The sequence below is a fragment of the Aeromonas sp. CU5 genome (assembly GCF_002586745.1).
Lineage (GTDB): Bacteria > Pseudomonadota > Gammaproteobacteria > Enterobacterales > Aeromonadaceae > Aeromonas > Aeromonas sobria.
Genome location: NZ_CP023817.1, coordinates 2,725,870 through 2,740,003, shown reverse-complemented (window position 1 = coordinate 2,740,003; position 14,134 = coordinate 2,725,870). Strand labels below are relative to the sequence as shown.

Annotated in this window: 15 protein-coding genes; 9 read left to right on the top strand and 6 right to left on the bottom strand. The window is 58.9% G+C overall.

Going from position 1 to position 14,134, the window contains the following annotated elements:
• Positions 1 to 4 precede the first annotated feature (4 nt).
• The 8 genes from trpS to CK911_RS11980 all read left to right on the top strand — a co-directional run bounded on the left by trpS (position 5) and on the right by CK911_RS11980 (position 7,534).
• A complete protein-coding gene (gene trpS / locus CK911_RS12015) occupies positions 5 to 1,009 on the top strand; it encodes a tryptophan--tRNA ligase (RefSeq protein ID WP_042020414.1) in 1,005 nt (334 codons plus the stop codon).
• 117 nt (positions 1,010 to 1,126) lie between these two features.
• Positions 1,127 to 1,342, top strand: coding sequence for a hypothetical protein (locus CK911_RS12010; RefSeq protein ID WP_042020416.1), 216 nt, complete (start codon positions 1,127 to 1,129; stop codon positions 1,340 to 1,342).
• A 21-nt stretch (positions 1,343 to 1,363) separates the two neighbouring features.
• Positions 1,364 to 1,945 (top strand): aminodeoxychorismate synthase component II, encoded by a 582-nt coding sequence (locus CK911_RS12005; protein ID WP_042020418.1) that lies wholly within the window; start codon positions 1,364 to 1,366, stop codon positions 1,943 to 1,945.
• Positions 1,946 to 2,221: 276 nt separating this feature from the next.
• Positions 2,222 to 3,439, top strand: a complete 1,218-nt coding sequence (locus tag CK911_RS12000) for an aspartate aminotransferase family protein (protein WP_098970184.1) — start codon at positions 2,222 to 2,224, stop codon at positions 3,437 to 3,439.
• Positions 3,440 to 3,515: 76 nt separating this feature from the next.
• A complete protein-coding gene (gene astA, locus CK911_RS11995) occupies positions 3,516 to 4,535 on the top strand; it encodes an arginine N-succinyltransferase (RefSeq protein WP_068977992.1) in 1,020 nt (339 codons plus the stop codon).
• A gap of 72 nt (positions 4,536 to 4,607) precedes the next feature.
• Positions 4,608 to 6,077: a succinylglutamate-semialdehyde dehydrogenase gene (gene astD / locus CK911_RS11990; RefSeq protein WP_098970181.1), complete on the top strand. Its 1,470-nt coding sequence runs from the start codon at positions 4,608 to 4,610 to the stop codon at positions 6,075 to 6,077.
• Positions 6,078 to 6,271: 194 nt separating this feature from the next.
• Positions 6,272 to 7,069, top strand: a complete 798-nt coding sequence (locus CK911_RS11985) for a DUF1338 domain-containing protein (RefSeq protein ID WP_098970179.1) — start codon at positions 6,272 to 6,274, stop codon at positions 7,067 to 7,069.
• 258 nt (positions 7,070 to 7,327) lie between these two features.
• Entirely contained in the window at positions 7,328 to 7,534 is a 207-nt protein-coding gene (locus CK911_RS11980; protein ID WP_042020427.1) for a hypothetical protein, read from the top strand.
• Between the two features lie 115 nt (positions 7,535 to 7,649).
• Here the strand turns inward: CK911_RS11980 and CK911_RS11975 are convergent, their stop codons facing one another.
• Entirely contained in the window at positions 7,650 to 8,252 is a 603-nt protein-coding gene (locus CK911_RS11975) for an HAD family phosphatase (RefSeq protein ID WP_098970177.1), read from the bottom strand.
• A gap of 173 nt (positions 8,253 to 8,425) precedes the next feature.
• On the opposite strand from CK911_RS11975, the gene CK911_RS11970 reads away from it, so the two are divergent.
• On the top strand, positions 8,426 to 9,802 hold the full coding sequence (locus CK911_RS11970; protein ID WP_172954013.1) for an MDR family MFS transporter: 1,377 nt from the start codon (positions 8,426 to 8,428) through the stop codon (positions 9,800 to 9,802).
• Here the strand turns inward: CK911_RS11970 and CK911_RS11965 are convergent, their stop codons facing one another.
• From CK911_RS11965 to CK911_RS11945, 5 genes are all read right to left on the bottom strand, one after another.
• Positions 9,803 to 11,434: an alpha-glucosidase gene (locus CK911_RS11965; protein WP_098970175.1), complete on the bottom strand. Its 1,632-nt coding sequence runs from the start codon at positions 11,432 to 11,434 to the stop codon at positions 9,803 to 9,805.
• A 193-nt stretch (positions 11,435 to 11,627) separates the two neighbouring features.
• Positions 11,628 to 12,008 carry a DUF1622 domain-containing protein gene (locus CK911_RS11960; protein ID WP_083221023.1) on the bottom strand — a complete coding sequence of 127 codons (381 nt, stop codon included), beginning with the start codon at positions 12,006 to 12,008 and terminating at the stop codon, positions 11,628 to 11,630.
• A 61-nt stretch (positions 12,009 to 12,069) separates the two neighbouring features.
• The gene (locus CK911_RS11955; protein ID WP_098970173.1) at positions 12,070 to 12,990 is read right to left on the bottom strand and encodes an alpha/beta hydrolase; all 921 of its coding nucleotides are present in this window, start codon (positions 12,988 to 12,990) and stop codon (positions 12,070 to 12,072) included.
• A gap of 87 nt (positions 12,991 to 13,077) precedes the next feature.
• Positions 13,078 to 13,404 (bottom strand): N(4)-acetylcytidine aminohydrolase, encoded by a 327-nt coding sequence (gene yqfB, locus CK911_RS11950; protein WP_098970171.1) that lies wholly within the window; start codon positions 13,402 to 13,404, stop codon positions 13,078 to 13,080.
• Positions 13,405 to 13,461: 57 nt separating this feature from the next.
• Positions 13,462 to 14,133, bottom strand: coding sequence for a Crp/Fnr family transcriptional regulator (locus CK911_RS11945; protein ID WP_098970169.1), 672 nt, complete (start codon positions 14,131 to 14,133; stop codon positions 13,462 to 13,464).
• Position 14,134 lies beyond the last annotated feature (1 nt).

Here is a 14,134-nt window from a genome sequence, read left to right as displayed (position 1 = left end):
TTTTATGACTAAACCAATCGTATTGAGCGGGGCGCAACCCTCCGGTCAACTGACCATCGGCAACTACATGGGGGCCCTGCGTCAGTGGGTCAACATGCAAGATGACTACGACTGCCTCTACTGCATCGTTGATCTGCATGCCATTACCACCCGTCAGGATCCGCTGGCACTGCGCAAGGCTTGCCTTGATGCGGCAGCCCTCTATCTGGCGGTCGGCATCGATCCCAAGAAGAGCACCGTCTTCATCCAGTCTCACGTGCCGCAGCACGCCGAACTGGGCTGGATCCTCAACTGCTACACCCAGATGGGTGAGCTGTCGCGGATGACCCAGTTCAAGGACAAGTCCGCCCGTTTCGAGAACAACGTCAACGTCGGCCTGTTCGGCTATCCGGTGCTGATGGCCGCTGACATCCTGCTCTATCAGGCCAATCAGGTGCCGGTCGGCAACGACCAGAAGCAGCATCTGGAGCTGACCCGCGATATCTGCACCCGTTTCAATAACCTGCATGGTGATGTTTTCACTCTGCCGGAGCCCTTCATTCCGACCGAAGGGGCGCGGGTGATGAGCCTGCAGGATCCGACCAAGAAGATGTCCAAGTCGGATGACAACGAGGCCAACTTCATCGGCCTGCTGGAAGACCCCAAGCAGATCGTCAAGAAGATCAAGCGTGCGGTGACCGACTCTGACGAGCCTGCAGTAGTGCGTTTCGATCCGGAAAACAAACCGGGAGTCTCCAACCTGCTGACCCTGATGTCCGGGGTGACCGGTCGCTCCATCCCCGAGCTGGAGCAGCACTTCGAAGGCAAGATGTACGGCCACCTCAAAACCGAGACCGCCGAAGCCGTGGTCGCGCTGCTGGAGCCCATTCAGGCGCGTTTCCACGAGCTGCGCCAGGATGAGGCCCATCTGATCGCGATTCTGGCCGAAGGGGCACAAAAGGCGCGTGAAAGAGCTGAAAAAACCCTGACCAGCGTATATGATGTAGTCGGCTTCGTTCCTCGAGCCTGACATACTGGGAAGGTGTAGTAGAAGGGAGCTGGGTATTTGCCTGGCTTTCTTTATTTTCTACCCGGCTATTTTGTTTAATTTTTTATTTCAACGTGGGTAATATCCCCAAGAGAAAGCATGTCTGTTCAACCAACTATTTCTGCTGAAGAGCTGAGTGACAAAGGTCACTGGCTGCGTAAATTTCGCAAGGCGAAAAACCTCAATACCCTGCAATTGATGGTCTCCAATGCCATCGACAAACACCATAAAACCCCTGCCGTTGCTGCCGCCATCTATCTGGCCGAATGTCAGCGTGAGCGGGAAATGGAACAGGGTCGTTTTCTCGATCGTTAATTCTCCGCTGTTGGTTATCTCATGCTGTTGTTGATCGATAACTACGACTCTTTTACCTGGAACCTGGTGCAATATTTCGGCGCTCTGGGACAAGAGGTTGTGGTCAAGCGCAATGATGAACTGACCCTTGATTCCATAGCGCAGCTCTCCCCCCGTTTTCTGGTGATCTCCCCCGGTCCCTGTACGCCCAATGAGGCGGGGATCTCTCTCGACGCCATTAGCCATTTCGCTGGCAAGCTGCCCATTCTTGGCGTCTGTCTTGGTCATCAGTCGCTGGCACAAGCCTTCGGCGCACGCGTTGTGCGTGCGCGCCAGGTGATGCATGGCAAAACCTCGCTCATTCGTCATCGGGGAGAGGGGGTCTTCAAGGGGCTCAACAACCCGCTGCGGGTGACCCGTTATCACTCGTTGGTGGTTGAACGCGAGAGTTTGCCCGATTGCTTCGACATCACTGCCTGGAGCGAGCATGCCGATGGCTCGTTTGACGAGATCATGGGGCTACGCCACAAGACGCTCCCTATCGAAGGCGTTCAGTTCCATCCGGAGAGCATTTTGAGCGAGCAGGGCCATCAACTGCTGGCCAATTTTCTGGCGCGTTCATAAAAAATTGTGATCGCCTTCTCAAGTTCGAGAGAAGGCAAAAAAAATCTCCCTGACACTTTATTCACCCCCTCTGCTGTCCAAATTATCTCTTGCCAATCCCCCCTGAGTCGTTATGCAATGCGGTTGCCTAAAATCTCAAGGGCAATCGAACATTGTTCCTCATGGGCTGGCTTGTTACAGACATTTTACTTTAGTTCTGTGATAATCCAGCCACGTTTACATGGATTTAACTTTTGGGCGGCAGATTATTCTGTCGCTGATTTGAAGGAGAGTTGTATGTCAGAGTTGTTGGCAGTGACACGTGAAGTGTTTGATGAAGTGATGGTTCCCAATTACGCCCCCGCCAAGATCATCCCGGTGCGTGGTGAAGGATCACGTGTCTGGGATCAGGAAGGGCGTGAGTATGTCGACTTCGCCGGTGGTATCGCCGTCAATGGCCTTGGCCATTGTCATCCCAAGCTGGTTGAGGCCCTGAAAACCCAGGGCGAGAAGCTGTGGCACCTCTCCAACGTGATGACCAACGAGCCGGCCCTGCGTCTGGCCAAGAAACTGGTCGCTGCCACCTTCGCCGACAAGGTCTATTTCTGCAACTCTGGCGCCGAGGCAAACGAAGCGGCCCTCAAGCTGGCTCGCCGCTACGCCATCGAGAAGTTTGGTGAGCAGAAGACCCAGATCATCGCTTTTCATCAGGGCTTCCACGGTCGCACCTTCTTTACCGTCAGCGTCGGTGGCCAGGCTGCCTACTCCGATGGCTTCGGTCCCAAGCCCGGTGACATCACTCACGTGCCCTACAACGATCTGGCCGCACTGGCCGAGGTGATCTCCGACAACACCTGCGCCGTGGTGATGGAGCCGCTGCAAGGGGAGGGGGGCATTATTCGTCCCACCGACGAGTTTGCCAAAGGGGTGCGCGAGCTGTGCGACAAACACAATGCCCTGCTGGTCTATGACGAAGTGCAGTCCGGGGTTGGTCGTACCGGTGATCTCTACGCCTATATGGGTCTCGGCGTCACGCCGGATATCCTCACCAGCGCCAAGGCTCTCGGTGGCGGTTTCCCCATCGGTGCCATGCTGACCACTGACGAGATCGCGGCTTACCTGAAAGTGGGCACTCACGGCTCTACCTACGGCGGCAACCCGCTGGCCTGTGCGGTAGCCGAAGCGGTGATCGACGTGGTCAACACCCCCGAGGTGCTGGCGGGCATCAAACAGCGCGAACAGCTGTTCCGCGAGGGGCTCGAGGCGATCAATGCCCAATACCACTGCTTTAGTGAAGTGCGTGGCAAGGGTCTGCTGCTGGGTGCAGCCCTGAACGATGCCTACAAGGGACGCTCGCGCGACTTCCTGCTGGCCTCTATCGATCAGGGGTTGATGGCACTGGTGGCCGGTACCAACGTGATTCGTTTTGCCCCTTCACTGGTGATCCCGGAAGCGGATATCAAGGAAGGGTTGGCCCGCTTCGAGAAGGCGGTTGCCCAGGTGGTTAACGCCTGATTCCAAATTGAGGTGGGGAGCTCTCCCGGCAGGAGCCGGGACCCCACCTGTCGTCAATGAAAGGGAGTTGTCATTTATGTTGGTTATCCGTCCCATCGAGCAAAAAGATTTTGCCGGGCTCAAGATTTGCGCCATCGAGTCCGGCACCGGCATGACCTCGTTGCCCGTCAACGATGAGCTGCTGCAGCGCAAGATAGACGCCTCTACCCAGACTTTTTCCGACAAGCCCGCTGGCAAGGGCGATTGCCTTTATTTCTTCGTTGCCGAGGATCTGGAGACTGGCGAGATGGTCGGCACTTGCGCCATCGATGCGGCCGTGGGCCTCTCCCAGCCGTTTTACAACTACCACATCGGCAAGGTAGTGCACTCGTCCCCCAAGCTCGGTATCTATAACGTCGTGGAAACTCTGACCCTCTCCAACGACTACACCGGCAACTCCGAGCTCTGCACCCTGTTCTTGCGCGAATGTGCCCGCGAGGGGATCAATGGCCGGCTGCTCTCCAAGCACCGTTTTCTGTTTATGGCCGAGCACCCGGAACTGTTTGACGATACCGTCTTCGCCGAGATGCGCGGCGTATCCGACGGCGATGGCCACAGCCCCTTCTATGAGTGGCTGCAGACCCACTTCTTCTCGATGGATTTTCCCACCGTCGATTATCTGACCGGCATCGGCAAGAAGCGCTTTATCGCCGAGTTGATGCCCAAGTACCCCATCTACGTCAATTTGCTGAGCAAAGAGGCGCGGGCCGTCATTGGCCAGACCCACGAGAAGACCCGCCCCGCCATCAAGATGCTGCAGGATGAGGGCTTCGTGAACCGTGGCTACGTCGATATCTTCGATGCCGGCCCCACCGTCGAGTGCGACGTGAAGAATATCCGCAGCGTGCGCCGCAGTAAGAAGCTGCGGGTACTGGTGGGTGAGCCCATCGGTGGCAAGACCCACCTGATCTGCAACAGCCGTTTCGAACATTACCGTGCCTGCTACGGCAATATCCGGGTCGATCTCGACAAGCACGAAGCCATCATCCCGCCCAAGATGGCGGCAGCGCTCAAGGTGCAGGATGGCGACATGGTGCGGGTAGTTGACCTCGACTGAGGCAAACAGGACAAGCAAACCGATTATCAGACAGGCAGCCGAGGCTGCCTGCCAGCGACAGGGAGTGAATGGATGAGCCAGTCAGTGCAATTTATCGACGGTCAATGGCTTGCCGGTGAAGGCAAGCCGTTCGAGTCACGGGATCCGGCCAAGAATGAGGTGATCTGGCAGGGGGCTGCCGCCAGCGCGGCGCAAGTGGATGCCGCCGTCAAGGCCGCCCGCGCCGCCTTCTACCATTGGGCGGATATGAGCCTTGAGGATCGCCTGGCCATAGTGCGCCGTTATGCCGACCTGCTCGGCGAGCAGAAAGAGGCGCTGGCGCTGACCATCGCCCGTGAAACTGGCAAACCCCTGTGGGAGACCCGCACCGAAGTGGCGGCCATGCAGGGCAAGATTGCCATCTCCATCCGGGCGCACGACGAGCGCACCGGCACCGTTGAAAATGCCATGCCGGGCGCCAAGGCGTTTGTCCGTCACAAGCCCCACGGCGTGGTGGCGGTGTTCGGCCCCTACAACTTCCCGGGCCATCTGCCCAACGGCCATATTGTACCGGCGCTTATCGCGGGTAACGCAGTGGTGTTCAAACCCTCTGAGCTGACCCCCATGGTGGCCGAAGCCATGGTCAAGGTGTGGCAGCAGGCCGGGCTGCCCAAAGGGGTGCTCAATCTGGTGCAAGGGGAGGTTGAAACCGGCAAGGCGCTGGCTGGTAACCCCGATATCGACGGTCTGTTCTTTACCGGTTCGTCCCGCACCGGTCATTTCCTCCATCAGCAGTTTGCCGGTCAACCGGGCAAGATCCTGGCCCTCGAGATGGGCGGCAACAACCCGCTGATCGTGAAAGACGTGAGCGACATCGACGGCGCTGTGCATGCCATCGTCCAGTCTGCCTTCATCACCTCCGGTCAACGCTGCACCTGCTCCCGCCGTCTGTTTGTCGAGCGCGGCGAGCGTGGCGATGTGCTGGTCAAGCGGCTGATCGAGGTGGTCAGCCAGATCAAGGTCGGCCTCTATGACGCCGCCGAGCAGCCATTCATGGGCTCGATGATCAGCGAACGGGCAGCACTCGGAATGGTAGAAGCGCAGACCAACCTGCAACAGCTGGGCGGCGAAAGCCTGCTCACCCTCAAGCATCTGGAAGCGGGCACTGGCTTTGTCTCTCCGGGCATTATCGATGTGACCCAAGTCGCCGCACTGCCTGACGAAGAGTATTTCGGCCCGTTGCTGCAGCTGATACGCTACGACGATTTTGATGCCGCCATCGATCAGGGCAACGCCACCAGCTTCGGCCTATCGGCTGGCCTGCTGGGTGATAACGAGGCGGACTGGCAGCACTTCTTCAAGCGGATCCGTGCTGGCATCGTCAACTGGAACAAGCCCATCACCGGTGCCTCCAGTGCCGCGCCGTTTGGTGGCATTGGTGCCTCCGGTAACCACAGAGCGAGTGCCTACTACGCCGCTGACTACTGTGCGTATCCGGTTGCCTCCGTGGAAGATAGCAAGGCAGCGATGCCGGAACAGCTCTCTCCCGGCTTGGCGTTTTAAGAGAAAATGGGGATGCCAATGCAGCAGAGATGGCTCAACGCCGCCGACTACTGTGTCATATCCCCGGTTGCCTCCGTTGAAGACAACAAAGCCGCAATGCCGGATCAACTGTCGCCCGGCCTGCACTTCTGACAATCACGACACGGGGCATCCAGCGGTGCCCCGATCTGTACCCGCAATCAAAGGAAAGAGAGATGCAAAAGGATATCGACACCCTGTTCAGCCATCTGTGGGACAACTACATCAAGGTGACCCCGAGCGCCCTCAAGGTGCACACCCTGCTGGGTGGCGGCGAGCCTATCGTCAACGATCACGTGGCGTTTCGTACCTACAACCTGCCCAAGCTGGGGCTGGAGAAGCTGGCTGCCCACTTTCTGGCGCTCGGTTACGAGCAGAAGGGCGAGTACGTCTTCAAGGCCAAGAAGCTCTACGCCAAGCACTTCGAGCATAAAGATCCGGACGCTCCCAAGGTGTTTATCAGCGAGCTGAAGGTGGAAGAACTCTCCGAAGGCGCGCAGGCTATCATCCACAAGCTGGCGGATCAGGTGCCCGATCATCTGACCGATACCCCGGCATTTCTCTACACCGGCGCCCCCTGGCAGGTCTCCTATGTCGATTACCAGACCCTGCTGGCGGAGAGCGAGTATGCGGCCTGGATGGCGGCATGGGGCTATCGTGCCAACCACTTCACGGTCAATATCAACAAGTTGAAGGATTTCGACACCATTCATCAGGTCAATGGGGCACTGAAAGAGGCTGGCTTTGTGCTCAATAGCGTGGGTGGCGAGGTGAAAGGGGATCCACAGGTAATGCTGGAGCAATCCTCCACCATGGCGGACAAAGCCGAAGTGCCGTTCAGCGATGGGGTGCGTACTATTCCAAGCTGCTTCTACGAGTTTGCCCTGCGCTATCCGCAGGCCGACGGCGTGCTCTATCCGGGCTTTGTAGAGGCCTCGGCCGACAAGATCTTCGAATCGACGAATGCCATGTAGCAGACCATGTAGCAGGCCATGTAACGGGGACAACTCTGTTCAAGTCGCAACGCCTCCTCGCCGGAGGCGTTTTGTTTGGAGCCGGGTAGCGTTACGGGGCTTGTTGGAAACTGCCACATTAAAAGGAGCTGGATAGCACATCTTTGGCAGGGAGTTGTTGATAAAAATGTGAACGAGATCACCAGAATGACTACATATTGGCGCTGGCAAAAGACTCAAAAGAGGTAGAATGGCGCTTTGTTTTTGCGGGGCCAATCGATGCCAAATTATCAATTTTTCAAGCAGGGTCAGGCGCTTACCTATCTAGATGCCAATGTCCCCAGCTATAGTGATGAGCGTCGTCAACTGGTTGAGCAGGGCTTTGCGGCCATAGCACCTCCTACCTTCGCAGATACCCCGGCCGAAGCCCTGGCGCTGCTGCGCAAGCATCAGGGGTTGCAGGATGAGGCGCAGAGCGCCGTTTGACGGATAGTTGCCGCTCTACCTGCAGCGATGGCCGGTTTACCAGAGAACTGAAAAGCAAAATGGTGCCATGACAATGACACCATTTGACGGGTTGGCCTGATCTCCTCTTAGCCGTTTAGCGCTGGTGCAGATCACCTTCGATAACCAGCACGGTATCCATTCCTGCCGCCTTGCCTGCCTCAAGCCCGATCCGGGTATCTTCAAATACCAGACAGTTGGCAGGATTGGCGCCGAGCCGCTCAGCTACCTGCAAAAAGGTGTCGGGGTACGGTTTATGGTTGGTGACATCATCGGCGCTCACCACTACCGAGATATAGGCATCGAGCCCGGTGCTCTTCAGGATGGAGTCTGCCTGGCTGCGCGGTGAGCCGGTGCCAATCCCCATCTTCACCTTGCCGTGATAGTGCCTGACCAGCTCCCACATCTTGGGAAAGACGCTGACCTTGTCGATATGTTCCATATAGAGGGCAATCTTGCGGCGGGTAAAGGCCTCGACATCCACCGTCAGCCCCTGCTGTTCGGCCAGCATGGCGATGATCTTACGGGTGGGAATGCCGCCGTACTGATAGAGCTGCTCCCGCTCGAAAGGGATGCCGAACTCGGCGCAGGTGAGCTCCCAGGCATCCAGATGAAGGGGCATGGAATCTACCAAAGTGCCATCCATATCGAAAATCAGGGCATCGTAGTGATCAAACCCGTACTGCTCACGCTCGCTCATGGAGGCTCCTCGGATCAAATAGGGCAGGCTAGCAGAAACGGTCGGCGCTTTGTGGGATCTGCTTCATGGTTGGGCAGATTGTGGCCGCCGTTTTTTCTATCTCTTGCTGATTTGTGAGACAATAATCCGTTCATTGCCGGATACTTTGGCATATCAGATCAGCGAGTCCGCTTATGACCTCGAAAATATCCCCTAAAACCATTTTCTCCAGTGTGGCGCTGGTGATCGCGCTCGGTTCGCTGGAAAAGAGCATAGTCACCACCCCGCTGCCCATGATTGGCGCCGAGCTGCACGCCGGTGCCGCCCTCACCTGGGTGGTGACCGCCTACCTGCTGGCCGCCACCGCTGTGTTGCCCCTTTACGGCAAACTGAGTGATCTGTTTGGTCGGGTGCGGATGCTCAATATCGGCATCGGCCTGTTTCTGGCGGGCTCGGTGGCCTGCGCCCTCTCCCAGGATCTGCCGACCCTGCTGGCGGCCCGGGTGCTGCAAGGCCTGGGCGGCGGTGGCCTGATAGCCCTCGCGTTTACCGTGATTGCCGACACCATACCGCCTCGGGAGGTGGGCAAGTATCAGGGCTACATCTCGGCGGTCTATGCAGTCTCCAGCATCGCTGGCCCCTTGCTGGGTGGCTACTTTACCGAGCAGCTCAGCTGGCGCTGGATCTTCTGGATCAACCTGCCGCTCGGGGCGCTGGCGGTCTTCCTGATCAATCGCAACCTCAAGCAGCTCAACGTGCGTCGCCATAGCCGCTTCGACTGGAAGGGGGCGGCGCTGCTCATTACCGTCACCACCCTGACCCTGTTGCTGCTTTCGCCGGAGACAGCCCTGCCCGCCATCTGGCTGGCGGGTGCACTGGCGGTCTCGCTGCTGTTGCTGATCCTGATTGAGCGACGGGCTCACGATCCCATTCTGCCTGCCCATCTGGCACGGCTGCCCGGTTATCTGGTGAGCGTGCTGCTGGTGATGCTCTCCCAGTTGCTGATGTTTGCGGTGCTGGTCTATCTGCCGCTGCAGATGCAGTGGCAGAAGGGGCTGAGCGCCAGCCAGAGCGGGGTGAGCATGGTGATCTTCATGATCTGCATCACTGCCGGGGCTTTTGTTGGCGGCAAGCTGATCGGCCGTACCGGTCACTACAAGAGCTTTGTAGCGGTGGGGTTTGCGCTGGCAGCGGTAGCGCTGTGGCAGATCCACTTCGATGCCTGGGTCAAGCTGGCCCTCGGCTTTGCCGGTCTTGGTTTGGGTCTGGTGCTGCCCGCCCTCTCGGTGGTGGTGCAAAATGCCCTGCCACGGGAAGATCGCGGCATCGGCATGTCGCTATTCAACTTCGGTCGTGAGCTGGGGGGCGCAGTCGGCGTGGCCATCTGCTCCATGCTGTTCCACTCTCAACTCCCCCCAGGCAGCGCCGGTCAGCTCAGCTCATTGAGCCCGCAGGTGCTGGCACCCGGTTTCAGTGCCACCTATATCGGCATGGCGCTGATCGCTACATTGGCACTGCTGCTCACTCTGCTGGCGCTCAAGCGCCACGAGTTGGCCTCCATCAATGCCTGATTATTGGCGCAGCCACACAGTGCATTGGTATGGGGCAAACAGCGGCGCAGGTTGACTCGGGTAGTTGTTCATCAACAGTGTCATGCTGCTTTCCACCTTGTCGAAGTGGGGCATCGGCAAGGGGGTGGCGGTGAGATTGGCGAGCAGCAGCAGGGTGTGCCGCGCGCCGCTAGTCGGATCCTGCCAGTGGCGGCGATAGCTGATGCGCTCGGGGTCATCCCCATCCAGCAGTTCGAACTCGCCGTGGCGAATGACGGGGTGAGCCTTGCGCAGGGCGATGAGCTGGCGATAGCAGTGAAACGGCGATTCGGGGCGGGCCAGCTGCTCGGTAGCATTGATTTTGACGTGGTTGGCGTTGAGGCCAATCCAGGGTGTGGCCGTGCTGAAACCGGCGTGGGGGCTGGCGTCCCACTGCATCGGGGTACGGGCGTTGTCGCGGCCGATGGCATCGAGCCGCCTATTCAGCTCGGCAGGATCCAGCCCCGCCTGGCTGGCGCGGTAGTTGATGGCCTCCACATCGCGCAGCTCGCCCGGCTGCCAGTGGCGGTTGGTCATGGCCAGCTCCTCCCCCTGATAGATGAAGGGGGTGCCCTGCATCATGTGCAGCACCATGGCCCACAGCTTGGCGCTGGTTTCCCGCCACTCGGGTCTGTCATCGCCAAAGCGGGAGACGGCGCGGGGCAGGTCGTGGTTATTCAGAAACAGGCTGTTCCAGCCACGGCCATGCAACCCCTGCTGGTGGCGGGCCATAGCCCGTTTGAAGGCGAGGGGATCGAAGCGGGATGACCACTTGTCACTGCCCAGCCCCAGATGCTCGAAGTTGAACACCATGCTGAACTCGCTGCCATCGTGGTTCGAATAGTTCTGCATATGGGCGAGATCGGCTCCCCAGGTTTCCCCTACCGTGATGATCCCCTTGCCGCCGAAGCTTGCAACATTGAGCTCGCGGATATAGTCGTGCAGGCGTGGGCCATTGCTCATGGCAAGTCGGTCCCACTCCTTGCTCACCATGTCGATCACATCGAAGCGAAATCCCTTGATCCCTTTGCCCAGCCAGAAGTTGATCACCGCCGCCATCTCGGCACGCACCGCCGGGTTGTCCCAGTCCAGATCGGCCTGGCTCGCATCGAAGTTGTGCAGGTAGTAGCGATCAAGCTGGGGTACATACTGCCAGCCGCTGCCGCCAAAAATCGAGGTGATGGGGTGGGCGTCGACGAAGGCTTGGTCGCGAAACACGTAGTACTCCTGATAGCGGGGATCGCCGGCCAGTGTCTTCACAAACCACTCGTGCTCGGTGGAGGTATGGTTGGCGACGATGTCCATCATGATGCCGATGCCGTGAGTGGCCGCTTCGTCTATCAGCTGCTCCATCTCGGTCAGGGTGCCGAAGGCGGGGTCTATGGCACGGTAGTCCGCCACGTCATAGCCGTTGTCCCGCTTGGGGGAGCGATAGATGGGGGTGAGCCAGAGCATATCGACCCCGAGGGTGGCCAGATAGTCGAGGCGCTGACGGATGCCGTTGATATCACCCATGCCGTCGCCATCGCTGTCCTGAAAACTCATGGGATAGATCTGGTAGATGACGCAGCTATCGAGGTCGATGGCGGGCGTGTGGAGGATATGCGGGTTCATCAGCTTGGCCGGTTGGGGGAAGAGATTTTCTATCTTACCCAGATGAGCGGGCAGTCAACAGGGCAGGGGAAGCCTTGAAAAGGGTTCCATTATTGGCTGGTTACCAAAAGTGCGGGGAGGGTCACAAAGGGTACCCCGAGCCACGGGTGTGGTCGGGGTGGCGGTTTACTCATATGCCCTGGGGCATGAGCTGTTATCGGGTGGCTCCGGCCTGCTCGGCGTTTGGCTCCTGCTGGCGTTCCGCTTGTGCCTCCAGCTCCTTGCCGAGGAAGTAGTTCAGGAAGGTGCGGATCACCGCGATGATGGCAAGGCGGATCAGCTCCTCCTTGCTCGGCGCGACTGTGGTGGCCAGGATGTCGGCGGCCAACTGGAACTCCAGCGCCAGGATCAGCCAGCTGCCAAAGCAGAGGCGAATACGCGGAAAGCCGGGCTGGTGATCCCGCACCCGCGCCGCCAGCCAGAGAGTTTTAAAGAGGCCAATGACCACACAGGCGATGGAGATGATCTCCAGCAGTAGCTGGAACAGCTCGACCCCGTGCATCATCCCCTCTTTCAGGCTCGCTATCTCAAACACTCGGGTCACCTCCCTGATTCAAAAGAGCACACTATTAACATATTGCTCGGCAAAGGCCAAATCAGAGTCTCTTGATAAGCAGTGAGAGCTGTTCAATGAGCTGACGCGCAGCGGGGCTGACTCCTGCCAGTTGGAAGAAGCCGTGTATAACCCCCAGTTGCCGCTGACAGGTAGCCGTGACATCGGCTTGCAGCAGTTTGCGATAGAGGGCTTCCCCCTCATCGCGCAGCGGATCATATTCCGCCGTTACGATATGGGTCGGCGGCAATCCTGACAGCGCGGGATGGTGGAGCGGGCTGGCTTCGGGGTGAGTGGTGGGCAGCTCGCCCAGATAGGCGTGAACACCGCTTAGCAGCATGTCGCGAGTGATGAGGTAGTCATCACCCAGCAGGCGATAGCTGTCACTTTCGCCCACAGCATCGAGCATTGGATAGATGAGCAGCTGGGCGGCTGGCAAGGGGGCACCTTGCTCCTTGAGTCGCAAGGTGGTGATCAGGGCGAGGTGGCCGCCGGCACTGTCGCCAGCAAGGACAATCCGCGCCGGATCGCCATGCCATTTCTCCACATCGGCCATAATGGCGAGCGTGGCTGCCAGTGCATCATCGTGGGCGGTAGGATAGGTGTGTTCAGGTGCAAGGCGGGTATGTACCGCAAACACCAGTGCCTCGGCGCGATTGCACAGCATCCGCATTTGGCGGTCATGGGTGTCGAACTCGCCGCTGACAAAACAGCCGCCATGAAAGTAGATCAGGGCCGGACGGCTTGTACTTGAGGTTGGCGTTGGTTGATAGAGGCGAACGGAATAATGGCCGTTTTGCCACTCTTCGACAGAGCCAACCTCTTCCCGTTCACCACCCAATACGGCTGAAGCAAGATAGCCTTCACGCCGCTCTTGCCAGCTCAGGCTGCTCGCCTTGGGGCGGCCTGCTGCAACGAAATCCGCCACCATGGCCGCAATGGCCGGTTCAAGTTGTGTTTCCATAACGCACCAATGACTGTATATAAAAACAGTTATTTTGCGCTTTTAGCCAGAGAGCGCAACCAGCGTTAGCTGAGGCAGCTCACAAAATCAGGCTTCAATCAGCTGGAATTCAATCACATAGAGCGGCGGCAGGGCGGGGTAGATATCCCTGATCACCTGTTTGAGCTCAGGGAGGGTCATGTTCTCCTGACGGGCGTGCTCGTCGCTGAGCTCATCGAAGGCGACGGCTTTAACCGAGATCACTTCGATGGTGCCAAAGGGCTGGTGCTCCGGGTTGGTAAACAGCGCCAGCCGCTGGCCGGGCTGCCAGTTGGCTTCGCTCTCGTCGCGGATGGTGATGGTCTTGCGGCCAGCCTGAATGTCGGCGACGAAGCGGCTGAAGAAGGTGAACTCGGGATAGGGATGGGCAGACATGGTAACTCCTGACAGGGTGAATCGAAATTAGGTGAATCGAAATTAGGTGAATAGAAATCAAAGGTCGAGATAGGTGCGCAGCCTGGCGAGATCGGCGATGGTGGGCCCCTCGGCCCCTTCGCAGACAATGCCCTGTTCGATCAGCTCCTTGAGGGCACGGCGGTAGACCCGCTCTGTGGTGCCAAAGCGCGCCGCCTCGTGAGCCCGCTTGCGCGATCCCAGCATCGGGGTGCGCTGGCGCTCGCGCCACAGCTCATAGGCGATGTTGTAGGCGATGGGGTGGAGCAGCCGGCTGGTGGTGATCTCCAGGGTATCGAGATAGTCGCTGGCGAGCGCGGCGGCAAAGAACAGGGTCAGCTCGGGTTCGGCCAGCAGCCGCTGGGCCAGCTTGTGGGCGCAGATGACCCGGGCATCCAGCTCGGTCTCGGCCACCACGTTCCACTGCACCGGGGTGGCGCTGAAGAACTCCATCTCGCCGAAGATCTGGCTGTGGCAGGCTATTTCGCCGAGCTGGAAGCTGCGGCCCGAGTGCACCGTGCTGTTGAGGGAGACCCGGCCACTTTCGACCAGATAGAGCAGCTCGCTCTGCTCCCCTTGCCGCATGATCAATTCGCCCGGCAGGTAACGGCGCAGAAACAGGGTGCAGGCCTCGATCGCCGCGGCAAAGCGGGGTTCAAGGTGCTGGAGTTCGGCGTGAAAGCGGCCGAGGGGGTAGGGCTGTTGCTGCATG

What these genes read in the sequence shown, in the direction of transcription:
- astD (WP_098970181.1), top strand. Translation starts at nt 4,608, where the DNA reads ATGAGCCAGTCAGTGCAATTTATCGACGGTCAATGGCTTGCCGGTGAA.
- CK911_RS12000 (WP_098970184.1), top strand. Translation starts at nt 2,222, where the DNA reads ATGTCAGAGTTGTTGGCAGTGACACGTGAAGTGTTTGATGAAGTGATG.
- CK911_RS11970 (WP_172954013.1), top strand. Translation starts at nt 8,426, where the DNA reads ATGACCTCGAAAATATCCCCTAAAACCATTTTCTCCAGTGTGGCGCTG.
- CK911_RS11965 (WP_098970175.1), bottom strand. Translation starts at nt 11,434, where the DNA reads ATGAACCCGCATATCCTCCACACGCCCGCCATCGACCTCGATAGCTGC.
- trpS (WP_042020414.1), top strand. Translation starts at nt 5, where the DNA reads ATGACTAAACCAATCGTATTGAGCGGGGCGCAACCCTCCGGTCAACTG.
- CK911_RS11955 (WP_098970173.1), bottom strand. Translation starts at nt 12,990, where the DNA reads ATGGAAACACAACTTGAACCGGCCATTGCGGCCATGGTGGCGGATTTC.
- CK911_RS12005 (WP_042020418.1), top strand. Translation starts at nt 1,364, where the DNA reads ATGCTGTTGTTGATCGATAACTACGACTCTTTTACCTGGAACCTGGTG.
- CK911_RS12010 (WP_042020416.1), top strand. Translation starts at nt 1,127, where the DNA reads ATGTCTGTTCAACCAACTATTTCTGCTGAAGAGCTGAGTGACAAAGGT.
- astA (WP_068977992.1), top strand. Translation starts at nt 3,516, where the DNA reads ATGTTGGTTATCCGTCCCATCGAGCAAAAAGATTTTGCCGGGCTCAAG.
- yqfB (WP_098970171.1), bottom strand. Translation starts at nt 13,404, where the DNA reads ATGTCTGCCCATCCCTATCCCGAGTTCACCTTCTTCAGCCGCTTCGTC.
- CK911_RS11945 (WP_098970169.1), bottom strand. Translation starts at nt 14,133, where the DNA reads ATGCAGCAACAGCCCTACCCCCTCGGCCGCTTTCACGCCGAACTCCAG.
- CK911_RS11980 (WP_042020427.1), top strand. Translation starts at nt 7,328, where the DNA reads ATGCCAAATTATCAATTTTTCAAGCAGGGTCAGGCGCTTACCTATCTA.
- CK911_RS11985 (WP_098970179.1), top strand. Translation starts at nt 6,272, where the DNA reads ATGCAAAAGGATATCGACACCCTGTTCAGCCATCTGTGGGACAACTAC.
- CK911_RS11975 (WP_098970177.1), bottom strand. Translation starts at nt 8,252, where the DNA reads ATGAGCGAGCGTGAGCAGTACGGGTTTGATCACTACGATGCCCTGATT.